Below are 18,662 nucleotides of genomic sequence, written 5' to 3'. Positions count from 1 at the left end.
GCCTGACACACCGCGGCGTCTAAATCGCGGGCAAGCCTCGCTCCTACAGGCGAATCAGGTTTTCTTGACCCGGAACCACGCCGCATACAACGCCGGCAAGAACAGCAGGGTCAGCGCCGTCGCGACAATCAGCCCGCCCATGATCGCCACCGCCATCGGCCCGAAGAACACGCTGCGTGACAGCGGGATCATCGCCAGCACCGCCGCCAGCGCGGTCAGCACGATCGGCCGGAAACGCCTGACCGTCGCCTCGATGATCGCCTGCCACGGAGTGAGCCCGGCGGCGATGTCCTGCTCGATCTGATCCACCAGGATCACCGAGTTGCGCATGATCATCCCCGACAGCGCGATGGTCCCGAGCATGGCCACAAAGCCGAACGGCTGGCGAAACACCATCAGGAACAGGGTCACGCCGATCAACCCCAGCGGCGCGGTGAGGAACACCATCGCCGTGCGCGAGAAGCTGCGCAGTTGCAGCATCAGCAGGGTCAGCACCACCACGATGAACAGCGGCACGCCGGCCTTCACCGAGTTCTGCCCACGCGCCGAGTCTTCCACGGTACCGCCGACGTCCAGCAGGTAACCGTCCGGCAGTTCGGCGCGGATCGGTTCCAGGGTCGGCAGGATCTGCTGCACCAGGGTCGCCGGCTGTTCCTTGCCATAGATATCGGCGCGCACGGTGACGTTCGGCAGGCGGTTGCGGTGCCAGATGATGCCTTCCTCGAAGCCGTACTCCAGGGTCGCGACCTGCGACAGCGCCACGCTCTTGCCGTTGTCGGTGGGCACCGCCAGGCTCGACAGCAGCGACAGCTCGGTGCGTTCACGCAAGGTCCCACGCAGCAGGATCTCGATCAACTCGTTGTCTTCGCGGTACTGGCTGACGCTGGAGCCGGTCAGCGAGCTTTGCAGGAACTTCGCCAGGTTGGCTGTGCTCACGCCCAGGGCCCGCGCACGGTCCTGATCGATATTGAGGTAGACCACCTTGCTCGGTTCTTCCCAATCCAGGTGCACGTTGGTCACATGGGGGTTCTCTCGCACCTTGGCCGCCACCTTGCGCGCCAGGGCCCGCACCTCTTCGATGTGCTCGCCGGTGACGCGGAACTGCACCGGATAGCCCACGGGCGGGCCGTTTTCCAAGCGGGTAACTCGCGAGCGCAGGGCCGGGAACTGCTCGTCGAGGGTTTCGATCAGCCAGCTGCGCAGGCTTTCACGTTCCTCTATGGTCTTGGCCAACACCACGAACTGGGCAAAGCTCGCCGCCGGCAGTTGCTGGTCCAGGGGCAGGTAGAAACGCGGCGAACCGATACCGACGTAGGCCACGTAGTTATCGATGCCGGCATGATCCTTGAGCATGGCCTCCAGGCGCTTGACCTGATCGGCGGTGTTGCTCAGGGACGCGCCCTCGGCCAGTTTCAGGTCGACCATCAGTTCCAGGCGCCCGGAAGCCGGGAAGAACTGCTGCGGCACGAAGCGGAACAGCATCACCGAGGCGATGAACAACAGCACGGTCAGGGCGATCACGGTCTTGCGCCGGCGCACGCACCACTCCACCATCCGCCGCACCCGCTGATAGAACGGTGTGCCGTACGGATCGGGCTGGCCGTCGGCGCCGCCGTGCTTGGCCGCATGCAGCTTGGCCAGGTCCGGTAGCAGCTTCTCGCCCAGGTAGGGCACGAACACCACCGCGGCGATCCATGAGGCCAGCAGGGCGATGGTCACCACCTGGAAGATGGAGCGGGTGTATTCGCCGGTGCCGGACTGCGCCGTGGCGATCGGCAGGAAGCCGGCGGCGGTGATCAGGGTACCGGTGAGCATCGGGAACGCGGTACTGGTCCAGGCGTAGCTGGCAGCCTTGAGCCGGTCATAGCCCTGTTCCATCTTGATCGCCATCATCTCCACCGCGATGATCGCGTCGTCCACCAGCAAGCCCAGGGCCAGCACCAACGCGCCGAGGGAGATCTTGTGCAGGCCGATCCCCAGGTAATACATGGTGGCGAAGGTCATCGCCAGCACCAGCGGGATCGACAGGGCCACCACCATGCCGGTGCGCACACCCAGGGAAAAGAAACTCACCAGCAGCACGATGGCCAGGGCTTCCACCAGCACCCGGACGAACTCGCCGACGCCGGTCTTCACCGCGGCCGGCTGGTCAGAGACCTTGCGCAGCTCCATGCCGACGGGAAGGTTTTTCTGAATCCGGGCGAACTCCAGTTCCAGCGCCTTGCCCAGCACCAGGATGTCGCCGCCGTCCTTCATCGCCACCGCCAGACCGATCGCATCCTGCCCCATGAAGCGCATGCGCGGTGCCGGTGGATCGTTGAATCCGCGACGCACGTCCGCCACATCGCCGATGCGGAAGGTACGGTCGGCCACCCGGATCGGGAAACTGCTGATCTGCTCGACGCTCTGGAAATTACCGGACACCCGCAATTGCAGGCGTTCGCTGCTGGTCTCGAAGAAACCGGCGGTGGACACCGCGTTCTGTTCTTCCAGAGCCTGCTGCACCGCCGCCAGGGGCAGACCCAAGGTCGCCAGCTTGACGTTCGACAGCTCGATCCAGACCTTCTCGTCCTGCAAGCCCAGCAACTCGACCTTGCCCACGTCCTTGACCCGCTGCAGCTGGATCTGGATGCGATCGGAGTAATCCTTGAGCACCGCGTAGTCGAAACCGTCGCCGGTCAGTGCATAGATATTGCCGAAGGTGTCACCAAACTCGTCGTTGAAGAAGGGGCCCTGGATACCCGGCGGCAAGGTATACCGGATATCGCTGATCTTCTTGCGCACCTGATACCAGAGCTCGGGGATCTGCGCCGAGTGCATCGAGTCGCGCGCCATGAAGGTCACCTGGGATTCACCCGGGCGGGAAAACGAGACGATACGCTCGTACTCGCCGGTTTCCATCAGCTTCTTTTCAATACGTTCGGTGACCTGCCGGGAAACCTCCTGGGCCGTGGCGCCCGGCCAGCTGGTGCGGATCACCATGGCCTTGAAGGTGAAGGGCGGATCTTCGCTCTGGCCCAGCTTGGTGTAGGACAACGCCCCGACTATGGCCAGCAACAGCATCAGGAACAGCACGATCTGGCGGTTGCGCAACGCCCATTCGGAAAGATTGAAACCCATCGGGGATTACTCCTTGGCCGCCAGATTGACTACGCGGTTGGAGCGATCCACCGGGCGCACCTGCTGCCCCTCATGGAGCACATGCACACCCGCCGCCACCACCCAGTCGCTGACTCCGAGGCCTTCGAGTACCGGTACGCTCTTCTCGCCAAAGGCGCCGAGACGCACCGGGGTCTTTTTCAGGGTGTTGTTGGCGTCTACCCGCCAGACATAGGCGGCACCGTTTTCCGCGGTCACCGCCGACAGCGGCACCGACAGCGGCACACTGCCCGCTGTCTGAATGAACACTCGGGCACTCTGCCCCAGTTCGGCCGGGACCTTGCCGGCGGTAAAGGCAATGCGGGCGGCGAAGGTACGGGATCGTGGGTCGGCGGCCGGCGACAGCTCGCGGATCTGCCCGGCGAAGCGCTGGTCGGGCTGGCTCCACAGCTCCACCGACACCAGCTGGCCGATGCGGAAACGGCCGAAACCCTGCTCCGGCAGGCTGATCAGCACTTCCCGCTCGCCGTCGGTGGCCAGGGTAAAAACGGTCTGGCCGGCGGCAACCACCTGGCCGACCTCGACCGTACGCCGGGCCACGACGCCGTCCTGGGGCGCGCGCAGCACGGCGTAACCGGCCTGGTTGCTGGCCACGTCGAACTCGGCCTTGATCTGCTTGAGCCGGGCCAGACCGGAGCGATATAGATTCTCGGCGTTGTCGTACTGGGAACGGCTGACCAGTTGCCGATCCATCAGGGTCTTGTAGCGGTCACGCTCGGAGCGCACCAGGTTCAGGTTGGCTTCGGCCGCCGCCACCTGGGCCCGAGTGGCTTCCAGTTGCAGCCGCACGTCCTGCGGATCGAGCTCGGCCAATGGCTGATCGGCCTTTACCCGCTGCCCCTCATCGACCAGTCGTCGGCTGACCTTGCCCCCGATCCGAAACGCCAGGTCCGGTTCGTAACGCGCCCGGACCTCGCCAGGGTAGCTGTCCATGGCCTGCGCCGCGGGCTCTGGCAGCACCACCATGGCCGGGCGGACGGTGGTTTGCGCGGTTTCTTCATGGCCGCACGCGGACAGCAGAACGGCCAGGCTGACTGGCAACGCGAGGGATAAGGCATAGCGGAACATGGTGAGGGACCTTTCGCTAAGGGTGCTTCGAATAATTATACTGGTGGGTATGTTATTAATAGCAAACTCACCAGTCCAGTATTAAAGCGAAGAATGTCCGACAATCTTTCTACCTCAAACGGCCCCGGCCGCCCCAAGGACCTGGCAAAACGCCAGGCCATTCTCGAAGCCGCGAAAACGCTGTTTCTGAGCAACGGCTACGCCAATACCAGCATGGACGCGGTGGCTGGCGAAGCGGGTGTTTCCAAACTGACGGTGTACAGCCATTTCAACGACAAGGAGACCCTGTTTTCCGCCGCGGTGATGGCCAAGTGCGAGGAGCAGTTGCCAACGCTGTTCTTCGAATTGCCCGCCGGCATGCCGATCGAAAACGTGCTGCTGAATATCGCCCGGGGCTTTCACCTGCTGATCAACAGCGAAGAATCCTTGAACCTGCATCGCCTGATCATGGCCCTGGGCAGCCAGGACCCGAAGCTCTCGCAGATCTTCTTCGAGGCCGGACCGCAGCGCATGCTGCAAGGCATGGAACGGCTGTTGACCAGGATCGACCAGAGCGGCGCCCTGCGCATCGACAAACCGCGTAACGCCGCCGAGCATTTCTTCTGCCTGCTCAAGGGCGCGGCGAACTTTCGCCTGCTCTACGGCTGCGGCACGCCGCTGAGCGACGAAGCCGCCGAGGAGCATGTGCGGGAAGTGGTGGGGTTGTTCATGCGGGCGTATCGAGCCTGAAGACCCTATCGCGAGCAAGCTCGGTCCTACAGGTCATGCGCAGTCCCTGTAGGACCGAGCTCGCTGGCGAAAAAACCGATGAAGATCAGGCCTTGAGCGCCTTCTTCGGATAGATATCGTAACGGCTGGATTTGCCATCCAGCGCATGGCTCGGCTTGGGGCCTGCGATGCACGGCGCCTTGCGCGGGCGCTTGACCACCACCCGGTGGCTGGCCAAGGCCAGGGCGGCCTCCAGCAGCGCCGGGGCGTCCGGGTCGTCCCCGACCAGTGGGCGGAACAGGCGCATTTCCTTTTTCACCAGCGCGGTCTTTTCCCGATGCGGGAACATCGGGTCCAGGTAGATCACCTGGGGCGGCTCGCCCTCCCAGTTGCGCATCACCTCGATCGAGTTGCCCTTGAGCAGGCGCATGCGGGCCACGATCGGCGCCACCTCGAAATCCTCTCCCGCCCGGGCCAGGCCATCTTCCAGCAAGGCGCCGATCAAGGGCTGGCGTTCGATCAGGCTCATCTCGCAACCGAGGCTGGCCAGGACGAACGCATCCTTGCCCAGCCCCGCCGTGGCATCCAGGATCCGCGGACGCACACCCTGGGCGATGCCCACCGCCTTGGCGATCATCTGCCCACTACCGCCGCCATACAGCCGTCGGTGAGCCGCGCCACCCTCGACAAAGTCCACCCGCACCGGCCCTGGCGCATCGGCGCCGAGCTGCTGCAGTTGCAAGCCCTGCTCGCCGACCTGCAGGGCGAATTCCGCCTCGTCGATCTGCAATGGCAGCCCCAGTCGCTCGGCCCAGTGCGCCGCCTGCGGCTGGAATGCATCGGCCAAGGCCTCGACTTTGATGCGGCAGGCCGCTGGTTGCTCACTCATCTGAAAACACGCTCAAAAAATTAATGATCGGCAAAAGCTGCCGATAAAAGAACTATCCGGCATTTTGCCAGAGCTGAGCGTCGACCCGAGAGAAATGTCAGACATTCGAAGCCTATCCATTGGCGTCATATCGCCCCACGGCGATTACGGCCTAAAAAATTCCCAGGCACTGAGCGGCGTCAGCCATCTGTGGCAGGATTTTTTTGCCCAGGCGCTGGCCGAGCAACGCGGCGATGGCGCGAAGGTCACTGACGACAATTCTCCGGTGGCCGTGGACGGCCCGACCGAACCCCATGGCGGCAGCGACCTGCTGGCGCAAATCGTTACCCAGCGTCATTGCGACGTCCAGGACACCGAGATCCGTCCACCGGAACCGTTGTTCCTACCGATCGCCGAGTTCGAGACCGAGCTGCTGGACAAACCGTTTCCGCCGTTCCCGCCGGAAGAAATCGCCGCCCAGCAACACCAGCAAGACTTCGAAAGCGGCTGGGTGCGGCCCATCGTCCTCAATGCCGGCCAGCCCCTGCCCGAGCCTGGCCCGGCGCCGCAGCCGCGGCCATTGCACCTGCCGATCGCCGAATTCGAAATGGACCTGCTGGACAAACCCTTCCCGCCCTTCCCGCCGCAAGAGCTCATCGAGCAACAGAAGCAGTTCGATTTCGATACCGGCTGGGCGCGTCCGCTGATCCTGCAGAACCTGCGGATCGCCGCCTGACCTCAAGCCGGTTTCACCGACAGACCCACTACCGGCAATGGCGCCCAGCGGCAACCCGGCCGTTCAACCCTTGAACAACCGATTGATCTGCCCGAACGGCAACGCCTGGTCGGCAAAGTCGAAGCTGCCGTGGTCGCGGATTTCCTGCGCCGCCTGATAGAAGGCGCCATAGGCGGCCCGCGCCAGGGCCGAACCGACGCTGATCCGCTTCACCCCCAGCTCGCTCAACTGCGCCAGGGTCAATTTCACGCCACCCGACATCAGCACGTTGACCGGTTTGGGCGCCACCGCGCGGACCACGGCGATGATTTCCTCGGCCGAGCGCAACCCAGGCGCATACAGCACATCGGCGCCGGCCTCGGCATAGGCTTGCAGGCGGCGAAGGGTGTCCGGCAGGTCCTGCCGGCCATGCAGCAGGTTTTCCGCCCGTGCCGTGAGCACAAAGGGAAAAGGCAATTGCCGCACTGCGGCGACCGACGCCTCGATACGCTCGACCGCCAGCTTGAAGTCATAGATCGGATCATCGGCCCGGCCCGTGGCGTCTTCGATGGAGCCGCCCACCGCCCCGCAGGCGGCCGCTTGGCGCAGGGTCCGGGCACAGCCTTCGGGGCTGTCGGAAAAACCGTTCTCCAGGTCCACCGCCACCGGCAGGCTGCTGGCGCCGACTATGGCGCGAACGTTGCCCAGGGTGTCCTCCAGGGACAAGGCGCCTTCAGCGTCGGGGCGGCCCAGGGAGAACGCGAAACCGGCGCTGGTGGTCGCCAGGGCCTCGAAGCCGAGGCTGGCCAGCATCTTGGCGGAGCCCGCGTCCCAGGGGTTGGGAATCACGAAAGCCCGATCACGCTCATGCAGGGCCTTGAAGGTTTGGGCACGAAGGGTTTGCGCATCCATTGGCGGACTCCTGGACAGGGAAATGATCCCGTTCAGAGCAAGCCGAGTTGCTCCGCGGCGGGCTCTCTGTATAGCTCAGGCAAGGCTGGCAATCCAGGCAGGCGCTCCATCAGGCGCACATGGAAACGCCGCGCCAGCTCGGCAGCCAGGCGGTTATCGGCGGTGTGCAGGAAGATGTAGGGGGTTCGCCCTTCCTCGATCCAGCCGGCGACCTTGTCGATCCAGGGCTCCAGGAACGGATCGTTGGCCTCAAGCTCCGGATGACCGATAAAGCGCACCTGGGGAAACTGGGTGAAGGCGGCCGGGCGCGGCGGTACCTTGGGTTTCTTCGATTGCGCATGGAGCACCGACGGCTCGCTGGAAGTGCAACTGAACAAGGCGCGCGGGTCGAGGCAGATGCGCTCTACCCCACGATCCAGCAGCAGGCGGTTGAGCATGCGCTCGGCATCGCCCTTGGCGAAGAAATCCCGATGCCTGACTTCCACCGCCAACGGCCGCTCCAGGCCGTCGATAAAGCCCGCCAGTTCCGCCAGGCGCTGCGGTGTGAAGCTCGCGGGCAGTTGCAGCCACAGCGGCGAAACACGTTCGCCCAGCGGGCTGAGCAACTGCAGGAAGCTCTCGGCCGCGCCCAATTGTTCGCGCAGGTCGCCGCCATGGCTGATGTCGCCGGGAAACTTGGCGGTGAAGCGGAAATGTTCGGGCATGGTCTGCGCCCAGCGCTGCACCGTGGCCTCGGCGGGGCGCGCATAGAAGGTGGTATTGCCTTCCACGGCATTGAAGACCTGGCAATACAGGCCGAGAAAATCCGTCGGCCGCGCGCTTTCCGGGTACAGGTACTCACGCCAGGCGTTTTCGCTCCAGGAAGGACAACCGAGGTAATAAGGCAGCAACATCAGATGTGCAGGTCGAGACCCACCACTTCCATATCCCAATCGACGAAACCGGCGGTGGTCAGGTAGCTGGCCAGAGCGTTGGCGACGCTTCTTTTCATGGCGCGCTGGAAGATCATGTCCTGTGGACGGGCGGGAAGATTGCTGGTGCGCCCGGCAGAAGCCTGGGAGCGCGCCTGGGCAGGAGTCTCGGGTTGGACTTCGACGGCATCTGCGTCCTCGAGGGAGTCGTCCAGCAGCACGCTGCCTTTGCGAGGCTTGCGCTTGATGGGGTAGGACTGAGAGGAAATGCCGTCTATGCGCATAATCACATGCTCGATATCGATGATGGCAATTTAGCGGCACCTCGCCGACTACGCAAATGCCCGAGTGATAACTAGAACACAGAAAATGCAAAAGGTTTAAAAGCCACCGAAAACTGGCACGAAAACCTGACGATTGACACGCTCGCCACGCGGACTCGTGATGGCGAACAGCTCTGCAGCGGCCTGTCAGCGCGCTTTTGGCGTCGCCACCTTGTCCCGCAGGTACACCGGTTGCGCCTCATCCGCCGGGATCGCCTCGTCGCGCTCCCAGGCAAAGCGCGCCAGGGTCAGCAAATCTTCGGCGTGGGGCAGCATGCCCGCGTCCTGGCCACTGAGATTGACCCCGATACGCTCGGCGTAGCCCCAGCCGGTGCCCGCGCCGAACCAGTCGCCGCTGGCGTCCGCCGGCAACGCAGCGGCTTCCGGCGGCAGCACCGCTTCGGCCCCTGCCAGGCGCATCTCGCCCGCCACTTCGCGGTAGCAGCCCCAGTAGACCTCATCCATTCGCGCATCGATGGCGGCGGCCACCTGGGTCGCGCCGTGTTCGCGCAATGCGCGCTGCGCCAGCACCGCCAGGTTCGACACAGGCAGCACCGGGCGCTCCAGGGCGAAGGCCAGGCCCTGGACCACGCCGATGGCGATCCGCACACCGGTAAAGGCCCCGGGCCCGCGACCGAAGGCAATGGCATCGACGGCCTGCAGGCTGGTGCCGGCATCGGCCAGCAGTTTCTGGATCATCGGCAGCAGCTTCTGTGCATGCAGGCGCGGGATCACCTCGTAGTGGCTCGTCACCTTGCCGTCGTGCAGCAAGGCGACCGAGCAGGCTTCAGTCGCGGTGTCCAGGGCCAGCAAGGTGCTCATCGATGTTTCCATAAGGCAGAGGGAGTTGAAAAAAGTGACGCATTATAAACAGCAACGGCCCGCAAGCGGGCCGTTGAAGATCAAGCCGGTACGACTGATCAGCTCAGCGCTTCGAGCACCTTGCCGGTGATCGACTCGACCGAACCGACGCCCGCGATGTGGCTGTACTTCGGCTTGCCCTGGCTGGCGGCCAGGCTCTGGTAGAACTCCACCAGCGGCTTGGTCTGGGAGTGGTAGACCGACAGGCGATGACGCACGGTTTCTTCGGTGTCGTCTTTACGCTGGACCAGGTCTTCACCGGTGATGTCGTCTTTACCGGCGATTTTCGGCGGATTGTAGACGGTGTGGTAAACGCGGCCCGAGGCTTCGTGCACACGGCGACCGGCGATACGCTGGACGATCTCTTCGTCGTCGACGGCGATCTCGACCACGTTGTCCAGCTCGACGCCGGCTTTGACCAGCGCTTCGGCCTGAGGAATGGTGCGTGGGAAGCCGTCGAACAGGAAACCCTTGGCGCAATCGGCCTGGCTGATGCGTTCCTTGACCAGGTTGATGATCAGGTCATCGGAGACCAGACCACCGGCGTCCATCACGCTCTTGGCTTTCAGGCCCAGTTCGGTGCCGGCCTTGACCGCTGCGCGCAGCATGTCGCCGGTGGAGATTTGCGGAATGCCGAACTTTTCGGTGATGAACTTTGCCTGAGTACCTTTACCGGCCCCGGGAGCTCCCAGCAGAATTACGCGCATCGATGTGCTCCTCAATTTTTTATTTAGAAACGCTCGGATTCGCCTCGTGGGGCCAATCTCGGAAATGGGATAGTGGCCGCCCAAACGGCCAAAGGCTGATCAAGATACACAGCCGACACAGCGCACACAAGCAGCCGAAAGTCGGAGCAACCCGCCGCCTTTATGCCCTGGCGACAGGGTATTGCTGGTCGCAACCCCATAACAAAGTGTCGCCTGGCGACGGTCGCCAGCCCTCTCGGGCCAGCGCTCGAAGTACCGTGCCAAGCCACTGAAAACCCCGGCAATTACCTTAGCCGGTATTGCGCAAACCGGCGGCAATCCCCGCCACAGACACCAGCAGCGCCTGTTCCACCGGGCTGTCCTGGGCGCCGTCCTGGCGTCGCGAACGAGCCAGCAGTTCGGCCTGCAATAGATGCAGCGGGTCCAGGTAGGTATTGCGCAGGCGAATGAACTCCAGGGTGTCGGGGCTATGTGCCAGTAACTGCGACTGACCGGTCAACCCCAAGACCACCGAACACGCCTGCGACAATAAGTCGCGTAAATGCGCACCCAATGGCAGCAGCGCCGGTTCGACCAATCGTTCGTCGTAGGAACGGGCGATATCCGCGTCGGCCTTGGCCAGCACCATCTCCAGCATGTCGATACGCGTGCGGAAAAACGGCCACTGTTCGCGCATCTGCCCCAGCAACTCGCCCTCCCCGCGCTCCAGGGCCTTGCTCAAGGCGGTTTCCCAGCCCAGCCAGGCCGGCAGCATCAGGCGGGTCTGGGTCCAGCCGAAAATCCACGGGATGGCCCGCAGGCTTTCGATGCCGCCGGCACGCCGCTTGGCCGGCCGGCTGCCCAGTGGCAGGCGCCCCAGTTCCTGCTCCGGCGTGGACTGGCGGAAATACTCGACGAACTGCGGGTTCTCCCGCACCACCGCGCGATAGGCCTTCACCCCATCGTCGGCCAGTTCGTCCATCAGGTCGCGCCAGGCTGGCTGCGGCAGGGGCGGCGGCAGCAAGGTCGCTTCCAGCACCGCCGCCAGGTAGAGATTGAGGTTCTGCTCGGCGATGTCCGGCAGGCCGAATTTGAAACGAATCATTTCCCCTTGCTCGGTGGTACGGAAGCGCCCCGCCACCGAACCCGGCGGCTGCGACAGGATCGCCGCGTGGGCCGGGCCGCCGCCACGCCCCACGGTGCCACCGCGACCATGGAACAGCAGCAGCTCGACCTGCTGCTCACGGCAGATATCCACCAGTTTTTCCTGGGCCCGGTACTGCGCCCAGGCGGCAGCGGTGGTGCCAGCATCCTTGGCCGAGTCGGAATAACCGATCATCACTTCCTGCGGGCCCTGCAGACGCGAGCGATAGCCCGGCAGAAGCAGCAACTGCTCGATCACCGGGCCGGCGTTGTCCAGGTCGGCCAGGGTTTCGAACAGCGGCACCACGCGCATCGGCCGCAGCACGCCCGCTTCCTTGAGCAGCAGTTGCACGGCGAGCACATCGGATGCCGCGCCGGCCATGGAGATCACATAGGAACCCAGCGAAGCCGCCGGGGCCGCGGCGATTTCCCGGCAGGTCGCCAGCACTTCGGCGGTGTCGGCCGAGGGCTTGAAATAACCGGGCAACAGCGGACGACGGCTGCCCAGTTCGCGCATCAGGAAATCGATGCGCTCTTGCTCGCTCCAGTCGCCGTAGCGGCCCAGGCCCAGGTAGTCGGTGATTTCGGTCATGGCCGCGGTGTGCCGCGAGGAGTCCTGGCGCACGTCCAGGCGCACCAGGAACAGGCCGAAGGTCACCGCGCGGCGCAGACAGTCGAGCAACGGACCGTCGGCGATCACGCCCATGCCGCATTCGTGCAGGGACTCGTAGCAGAGCTCCAGCGGGTCCAGCAGCTCGCGGTTGTTCTGCAGCACCTGGGCAGTCGCCGGCACGCTACCGCTCAACGAGGCCTGGGCCCAGTTGCGGGTGGCCCGCAGGCGCTCGCGCAATTGCTTGAGCACCGCGCGATACGGCTCGGCGCTGTCGCCGGCCAGTGCCCGCAATGTCGCGTTGGCTTGCTGCATGGACAGGTCGGCAGCCAGTTGATCGACATCGCGCAGGTACAGGTCGGCGGCCATCCAGCGCGCCAGCAACAGCACCTCGCGGGTCACCGCCGCGGTGACATTGGGGTTGCCGTCACGGTCGCCGCCCATCCACGAAGCAAAGCGAATCGGCGCCGCCTCCAACGGCAAATGCATGCCGGTGGCCGCGTGCAAAGCCTGGTCGGCCTTGCGCAAATAGTTGGGGATGGCCTGCCACAGCGAATGCTCGATCACCGCGAAGCCCCACTTGGCTTCGTCCACCGGGGTCGGCCGGGTACGGCGGATTTCTTCGGTGTGCCAGGCCTCGGCGATCAGCCGCTGCAAGCGTGTCTGGATCTGCGCGCGCTCGGCCAAGGTCAGGTCGCGATGGTCCTGGGCAGCCAACTGCGCGGCGATGGCATCGTATTTCTGGATCAGCGTGCGGCGAGCGACTTCGGTGGGGTGGGCGGTCAGCACCAGCTCGATCTCCAGCCGTCCCAACTGCCGGGCCAGCGCCTCGGCGCCATGGCCTTCGGCCCGCAGGCGCGCCAGCAGTTCCGGCAGCACCCGCGACTCGAACGGCGCCGGCTGCGTCTCCTCGCGACGGTGAATCAACTGGTACTGCTCGGCGATGTTGGCCAGGTTGAGGAACTGGTTGAACGCCCGCGCCACCGGCAGCAGTTCATCCTCGCTGAGCTGGTTGAGGCTGGCGCTGAGTTCGGCATCCAGCGAACCGCGCCGGTCGGCCTTGGCACCCTTGCGAATCTGTTCGATCTTGTCGAGGAAACCCTCGCCATACTGTTCACGAATGGTGTTGCCCAACAGCTCACCCAGCAGGTGAACATCTTCGCGCAAGCGCGCATCAATATCGGTCATCTACCTGTTCTCCAGCGGACTCGGGGCTCCTGGTAAGCCCCAAGAGTGCCGCCAGCACATGGCTATTAGCAAGGGCGGTCTTGACGCGAACAGCTACGGGCAACACCGGTGCACGACGAAGCGCCTTTAAACCTTGCACGATGGAGCTAGTCTCAAGAGTAAGCCGCACAACGGCTTAGCGCCGGCACAGGCCGGTCACTCACCAAGCCCTGCCACAAGCAGGTGTTCATTGAGGTTGCCATGAAAATCCGTGAGCTCGCGCAACACTGGGAAGAAAACGCCAAGGGTCGCCTGACCCAGACCGGCTACACGATCTATCTGGATGTCGAAGCCGCCGCACGCCTGGCGGCAATTTCCGAGATGTATCCCAAACGCCGGACCGAGGAACTGCTCGGCGAACTGATCGGGGCCGCCCTGGAGGAACTCGAGACCAGCTTCCCTTATGTCCAGGGCCAGCATGTGGTCGCCACCGACGAAGAAGGCGATCCACTCTACGAAGACATCGGCCCTACCCCGCGTTTTCTCGCCCTGTCGCGGCGTTATCTGCACGATCTGTCGGCTCAGGCAGACGAGCAGAAACACTGATCCACGCCTGCATTTCTCACCGATAAGAGCGTTATTCCTGACCCCGGATCGGGTCAGGAGTACCCCTGCGCACGGCAAAAGTTCCTTATTTAGAGCCTTGTCCACACAGTCAGGAAATTTCCGGGCGATAGGCCATCTTCTCTGAACTATTCAAAAAAGCCTCGGGTCACAGCCAATAACCATCACTGGAACGGCCGTTTCATTTTCAACGCCCCCAGCCTTGTCGTCACTCAGCGTTACGGCGTCGGAACCGGGATGGATTTTGATGTTTTTCAGGAGTTATCCAATGGAGTTGAAGACCATGAAGATCAGCACTGCCAAATCCTCGTCAACCTCTCTGCGCGGGCTGAAACTGGCCGCGCTGGCTCTCGGTAGCAGCCTGGTCCTGGCCGGTTGCGCCGGTAATCCGCCAAGCGAGCAATACGCGGTGACGCAATCTGCGGTCAACAGCGCAGTCAGCGCAGGCGGTACCGAATTTGCCGCGGTGGAAATGAAATCGGCTCAGGACAAGCTCAAGCAAGCCGAGCTCGCCATGCACGACAAGAACTACGACGAAGCCCGGCGTCTGGCCGAGCAGGCCGAATGGGACGCCCGCGTCGCCGAGCGCAAGGCTCAGGCAGCCAAGGCCGAACAGGCATTGAAGGACTCTCAGAAAGGCGTTCAGGAACTACGTCAGGAAGGCATGCGCAGCGTGCAATGAGCCGCGGGCGCCGATTCCCACGTATTCGCAATCGATAAAAGGACGAAACCATTATGCGTAAACAACTGATGATCCCTGCCCTGTTGGCCCTGAGCGTAGCGCTGGCGGCATGCTCCACCCCGCCTAACGCCAACCTGGAAAACGCCCGGACCAACTACTCGGCCCTGCAGGCCAACCCGCAGGCCACCAAGGTGGCGGCCCTGGAGACCAAGGACGCCAGCGAATGGCTGGACAAGGCCGACAAGGCCTACCTGAACAAGGAGGACGAAAAGAAGGTCGACCAACTGGCCTACCTGACCAACCAGCGGATTGAAGTGGCCAAGCAGACCATCGCCCTGCGCACCGCGGAAACCCAGCTCAAGGACGCCGGCGACCAGCGCGCCAAGGCGCTTCTCGATGCCCGCGACGCGCAGATCAAGCAACTGCAATCGAGCCTCAACGCCAAGCAGACCGACCGCGGTACGCTGGTGACCTTCGGTGACGTGCTGTTCGCCACCAACAAGGCCGACCTGAAGTCCAGCGGCCTGGTCAACATCAACAAGCTGGCGCAGTTCCTGCGCGACAACCCTGACCGCAAAGTGATAGTCGAAGGCTACACCGACAGTACCGGCAGCGCGGCCTACAACCAGTCGCTGTCCGAGCGTCGCGCCACTTCGGTACAGGTCGCCCTGATCAAGATGGGTGTCGATCCGGCACGCATCGTCGCCCAGGGTTATGGCAAGCAATACCCGGTTGCCGACAACGGTAGCGTTTCCGGGCGCGCCATGAACCGTCGCGTGGAAGTGACCATTTCCAACGACAACCAGCCGGTCGCGCCACGTTCGGCCATCAGCGCCAACTAAGCCCGGCCCCGCACGATAAACCGTGCACCCAATAAAAAGCCCCGCCTTGATCGGCGGGGCTTTTTTATCCGGCAACCGGATCGCGGCTTGCGCTGGCATGCCGAGCAGTCACTGCTCCAGCTTCGGGGTTTCCTGGCCCATGCAGCGCACGGCGCGCTTCTTGTTGTTGATCAGCACGCCCGTCAGCCCCTTCTGCTCGGTGTCGAACAGCACCAGCACGCCATCGATGCATTGCGCCACCTCGGCCGCCGGCTCCAGGGACACCTTGTAGTCTTCGCCGGGCACGGTCTTGAGCATGGTGAAATCGTTGAGCAGCAGCGCATCCTCCGGCTTGGCGAAATGCAGGTAGCCGTAGTACCACAGGCACGCCACGGTGCCGATGATGCTGCAGATACCGGTGATGATCAGGGGGATAGCGTTACGTTCTTCGCTCATTGCGGACTCTCTGGAGGTTCTACGACTGGATTCAAAGGTGTGGGGTAATTGGGGATTTCGCCCAGGCGGCGCAGGCCGTTGAAATGCTGCGGGTCCTCAAGGTAACGCAACATCACCTGGCGCCAGACCGGGTCGGCGAAGGTCTGCACATGACCGCCTCGGGTCAGTTGCAGCACCCTGGGCGGGGGCGCAGCTTGATACAGACGGATGCCGTTGGAAAGCGGTACGAGGGAATCGTCGATGCTGTGGTAGATCAGCTTGGGCACGCCATCCAGGCGCGCCATGGCCTTGATCGCACTGTCGCCATCGGGCACCAGCCACGACAGCGGCACCTGGAACGGCCAGGTCATCCAGGACGTGCTCAGGGCAAAACGGCCCACCTCGCGGTAACTGGCTGGTACCCCGTCGAAGACAATGGCCTTGAGCTGGCGCTGGCGTTCCGGATGCTGCTCCACCAGATAGTGGATGGCCAGGGCGCCGCCCAGGCTCTGGCCCAGGACGATCAGCGGCTTGCCCTGGACCTCGGGCGCCCGGTCCAGCCACTGGAAGGCCGCGTCAACGTCCTGGTAGATCGCCGGCAGGCTCGGTTTGCCTTGCGACACCCCGTAGCCACGGTAGTCCACCAGCAGCACCTGGTAGCCCTGCTCCGGCAACCACCAGCTGCCGCCGAGGTGCCCGGACAGGTTGCCGCCATTGCCGTGCAGGTGCAGCACCGTGCCCTTGACCGGCACCCCGGCCTTGGCCGGCAGCCACCAGCCGTGCAAACGCGTACCGTCGGCGGCGGTCAGGGTGACGTCGCGGTAGTCGAGCCGGGCCTTGTCCGGAGTGAACGGCAGGCCCCGCTCGGGATAGAACAGCAGCGAGCTGCAACCGCTCAGGGTCAGCAGCAGGCAGACAATGCCGAGGACTCGCATCCGTTTGAAGCCTTATGCCGAGGGTGAAAAACGCCCCCTGTAGGAGCGAGCTTGCTCGCGATACGTGGTGTCAGGCACACCGCCATCGCGAGCAAGCTCGCTCCTACACAGGGGGTGGTTACAGGATGTTCGAGTAATCCGCCTCGATCCGGTCCAGGCTCAGGTGATTGAGGAAGTTGGAGAAGCACATCCACGCCGACAGCGCGTTCATGTCGCGGAACTGGTCCGGCAGGTACTTGGGCGGCACCACCAGGCCTTCGTCGACCAACTGGCGCAGGGTCCGCATGTCCTCCAGGGTAGTCTTGCCGCAGAACAGCAAAGGTATCTGCTCGAGCTTGCCCTTGCGCACGGCCAACTGAATGTAGTTGTAAACCATGATGAAGCCCTTGAGATAGGACAAGTCTTTGGTGAATGGCAGGCCCGTCGGCACCGAACCGCGGAACACCCGGCTGGCATTGCCGTAACTTTCGGCCATTTCGAAACCCTGTTCGCGGAAGAACTCGAACACCTGCATGAAATCCGCGCCCTCCTCCACCATGTGAATGGCGCGAGTGCGGTTGGTCAGCTTGCGCAGCCGGCTCGGGTAGGAGGCGAAGGTAATGATCTCCATCAGGATCGCCAGGCCTTCCTGGGTCACGGTCGACGAGGGCGGGCCCTTGGACAGGAAGGTGCAGATCGGCTGGTTCAGGCCGTTGAGGGTGGTGCCCACGTGGACCAGGCCTTCGTGGACTTCCAGGGCGCGCACATCGCGATCGTTGAACAGCGCGTCGGCGCGGATCTTGATGTAATCGGCGCCGGCCGCCGCGTCCGCGACTATGCCATCGGACTCGAAGACCCGGATGGTTTCCTCGGCCTCGCCGAACACCTTGTTCAGCCGGCTTTGCAGCAGGTTCACCGCTTCCTTGGCGCTCAGGGTCTTGGGTTCGTCCTTGAGATCGCCACGGCCGTCGATATTGTTCAGGTAATCCGAGAGCATCAGGCCCAGGTCGGCCAGGGTCGGGTCGCCGGCATGAAAGGCGTCGGAGGCCGCGCCGTAGAGCTCCTGGGAAATCAGCCCGAAGTCCTCGGTGCCACGGGCCTCGAGCATCCGCACTACCATGCGGTACTCCTTGCACATGCGCCGCATGATCTGCCCCACCGGGTTGAACTGGCCCAGCTGCCGGGTGATGTCACGCTCGATGTTCTGGAACTCCAGCTTCACCGCGCTGGAGTCGAAAGACAGCGGCCGGCCTTCGTAATAGGCACGGTCCACCGCCGGCATTTCCTTGCCATTGGCCTTGAGGAAACCTTTGCGGATGTTGTCATCCCACTTCACCGCATCCAGTACGCGGATCGGCGTCTGTGCCAGCACAATGCGATCGGACAAGGTGCGTATCGTCTGCTGGTAATCGTCCACCCCAAAACTCCCGTTAAAACGTCTGTACTGCGTTTACTTGCCTGCCCGCTGGAAGCGCGCCGCCTCGACGAACACGTCGGAGTTGGCGGGATCGTCCAGATAGGCGAAAACCTGTGGCAGCGCGCTGTCGATCAGCACGCCCTCGCCGTCCTTGGTGTCGAACGGTTCGCCCCGCAGGGCGTTCTGCCCGCGGGCCTGATTGATCTGCTCGAGATCGAGCTGGTAGAGCACCAGCTCGTGTTCGTCGGTCAACTCGAAACCGGCGATGGTGAAGTGCCCACCCAGCGCCTGGGGCACCGCCGCCGAGAGATACCAGCGGCTGCCGTGGCGGGAAACGGTGAACTCGTAAGTATCGTGCTGCTGCGGCTTGGCCTTGACGGAAGTGACGGCCTTGTAGCGGTTGTTGCCGATACGGCTCAGCTGCAGGGTGAGCGGTTCGCCCCAGGCATTCTTGCTGGTCCATTTGCCGAGCAACGCCGCGGGCGCAGCCTGGTCGGCCGGCAAGGGTTCCTTGAAGGACACCAGGCAGCCGCTGAGCAGCAGGAACGACAAGGCGATCACAACGCGCCAGGCTTTCATTCAACACTCCCTATCAGCAGTCGACCCGTAGCCGCTAGCGCAGCCTGCGTTCGGGCGGG

18 protein-coding genes are annotated in these 18,662 nt (G+C 63.7%); 5 read left to right on the top strand and 13 right to left on the bottom strand.

Annotated features, from left to right (window positions below):
- Nucleotides 1–54: 54 nt before the first annotated feature.
- Nucleotides 55–3,120, bottom strand: coding sequence for an efflux RND transporter permease subunit (locus CXQ81_RS08170; protein WP_101336951.1), 3,066 nt, complete (start codon nt 3,118–3,120; stop codon nt 55–57).
- 6 nt (nt 3,121–3,126) lie between these two features.
- A complete protein-coding gene (locus tag CXQ81_RS08165; protein ID WP_101336950.1) occupies nt 3,127–4,227 on the bottom strand; it encodes an efflux RND transporter periplasmic adaptor subunit in 1,101 nt (366 codons plus the stop codon).
- Between the two features lie 93 nt (nt 4,228–4,320).
- Here CXQ81_RS08165 and CXQ81_RS08160 point away from each other — a divergent pair, with 93 nt between their 5' ends.
- Entirely contained in the window at nt 4,321–4,956 is a 636-nt protein-coding gene (locus CXQ81_RS08160) for a TetR/AcrR family transcriptional regulator (protein ID WP_101336949.1), read from the top strand.
- Nucleotides 4,957–5,041: 85 nt separating this feature from the next.
- Here CXQ81_RS08160 and CXQ81_RS08155 read toward each other — a convergent pair whose 3' ends face one another.
- A complete protein-coding gene (locus CXQ81_RS08155; protein WP_009042366.1) occupies nt 5,042–5,824 on the bottom strand; it encodes a class I SAM-dependent methyltransferase in 783 nt (260 codons plus the stop codon).
- A 94-nt stretch (nt 5,825–5,918) separates the two neighbouring features.
- On the opposite strand from CXQ81_RS08155, the gene CXQ81_RS08150 reads away from it, so the two are divergent.
- On the top strand, nt 5,919–6,539 hold the full coding sequence (locus CXQ81_RS08150) for an energy transducer TonB (RefSeq protein WP_178081049.1): 621 nt from the start codon (nt 5,919–5,921) through the stop codon (nt 6,537–6,539).
- Nucleotides 6,540–6,602: 63 nt separating this feature from the next.
- Here CXQ81_RS08150 and CXQ81_RS08145 read toward each other — a convergent pair whose 3' ends face one another.
- The 6 genes from CXQ81_RS08145 to ppc form a co-directional block, all read right to left on the bottom strand.
- Nucleotides 6,603–7,430 carry an oxaloacetate decarboxylase gene (locus CXQ81_RS08145; RefSeq protein WP_101336947.1) on the bottom strand — a complete coding sequence of 276 codons (828 nt, stop codon included), beginning with the start codon at nt 7,428–7,430 and terminating at the stop codon, nt 6,603–6,605.
- Between the two features lie 32 nt (nt 7,431–7,462).
- Nucleotides 7,463–8,323, bottom strand: a complete 861-nt coding sequence (locus CXQ81_RS08140; protein ID WP_101336946.1) for a DUF72 domain-containing protein — start codon at nt 8,321–8,323, stop codon at nt 7,463–7,465.
- Entirely contained in the window at nt 8,323–8,625 is a 303-nt protein-coding gene (locus tag CXQ81_RS31425) for a hypothetical protein (RefSeq protein WP_009047187.1), read from the bottom strand. The genes CXQ81_RS08140 and CXQ81_RS31425 overlap by 1 nt, the downstream gene beginning before the upstream one ends.
- Nucleotides 8,626–8,811: 186 nt before the next feature.
- Nucleotides 8,812–9,486, bottom strand: a complete 675-nt coding sequence (gene tsaB / locus CXQ81_RS08130) for a tRNA (adenosine(37)-N6)-threonylcarbamoyltransferase complex dimerization subunit type 1 TsaB (protein WP_101336945.1) — start codon at nt 9,484–9,486, stop codon at nt 8,812–8,814.
- 98 nt (nt 9,487–9,584) lie between these two features.
- On the bottom strand, nt 9,585–10,232 hold the full coding sequence (gene adk / locus CXQ81_RS08125) for an adenylate kinase (RefSeq protein WP_007927955.1): 648 nt from the start codon (nt 10,230–10,232) through the stop codon (nt 9,585–9,587).
- Between the two features lie 289 nt (nt 10,233–10,521).
- Entirely contained in the window at nt 10,522–13,152 is a 2,631-nt protein-coding gene (ppc, locus tag CXQ81_RS08120; protein WP_101336944.1) for a phosphoenolpyruvate carboxylase, read from the bottom strand.
- A 240-nt stretch (nt 13,153–13,392) separates the two neighbouring features.
- On the opposite strand from ppc, the gene CXQ81_RS08115 reads away from it, so the two are divergent.
- The 3 genes from CXQ81_RS08115 (at nt 13,393) to CXQ81_RS08105 (ending at nt 15,279) form a co-directional block, all read left to right on the top strand.
- Nucleotides 13,393–13,737, top strand: a complete 345-nt coding sequence (locus tag CXQ81_RS08115) for a hypothetical protein (RefSeq protein ID WP_007927959.1) — start codon at nt 13,393–13,395, stop codon at nt 13,735–13,737.
- Between the two features lie 286 nt (nt 13,738–14,023).
- The gene (locus tag CXQ81_RS08110) at nt 14,024–14,437 is read left to right on the top strand and encodes a DUF4398 domain-containing protein (protein WP_007927961.1); all 414 of its coding nucleotides are present in this window, start codon (nt 14,024–14,026) and stop codon (nt 14,435–14,437) included.
- Between the two features lie 53 nt (nt 14,438–14,490).
- Nucleotides 14,491–15,279 (top strand): OmpA family protein, encoded by a 789-nt coding sequence (locus CXQ81_RS08105; RefSeq protein ID WP_101336943.1) that lies wholly within the window; start codon nt 14,491–14,493, stop codon nt 15,277–15,279.
- Nucleotides 15,280–15,387: 108 nt separating this feature from the next.
- Here CXQ81_RS08105 and CXQ81_RS08100 read toward each other — a convergent pair whose 3' ends face one another.
- The 4 genes from CXQ81_RS08100 to CXQ81_RS08085 form a co-directional block, all read right to left on the bottom strand.
- On the bottom strand, nt 15,388–15,714 hold the full coding sequence (locus tag CXQ81_RS08100; RefSeq protein ID WP_007927965.1) for a hypothetical protein: 327 nt from the start codon (nt 15,712–15,714) through the stop codon (nt 15,388–15,390).
- Nucleotides 15,711–16,628: an alpha/beta hydrolase gene (locus CXQ81_RS08095; RefSeq protein ID WP_101336942.1), complete on the bottom strand. Its 918-nt coding sequence runs from the start codon at nt 16,626–16,628 to the stop codon at nt 15,711–15,713. Before CXQ81_RS08095 ends, CXQ81_RS08100 begins: the two co-directional genes overlap by 4 nt.
- 118 nt (nt 16,629–16,746) lie before the next feature.
- Complete coding sequence (locus CXQ81_RS08090; protein WP_087091361.1) at nt 16,747–18,024, bottom strand: flavohemoglobin expression-modulating QEGLA motif protein; 1,278 nt, start codon at nt 18,022–18,024, stop codon at nt 16,747–16,749.
- A gap of 33 nt (nt 18,025–18,057) precedes the next feature.
- The gene (locus CXQ81_RS08085) at nt 18,058–18,603 is read right to left on the bottom strand and encodes a hypothetical protein (RefSeq protein ID WP_087091360.1); all 546 of its coding nucleotides are present in this window, start codon (nt 18,601–18,603) and stop codon (nt 18,058–18,060) included.
- Nucleotides 18,604–18,662 lie beyond the last annotated feature (59 nt).

This window comes from Pseudomonas sp. 09C 129, assembly GCF_002843625.1.
In the GTDB taxonomy this organism is placed as follows: Bacteria; Pseudomonadota; Gammaproteobacteria; order Pseudomonadales; family Pseudomonadaceae; genus Aquipseudomonas; species Aquipseudomonas chlororaphis.
This window is presented reverse-complemented; position numbering and strand designations above follow the sequence as displayed.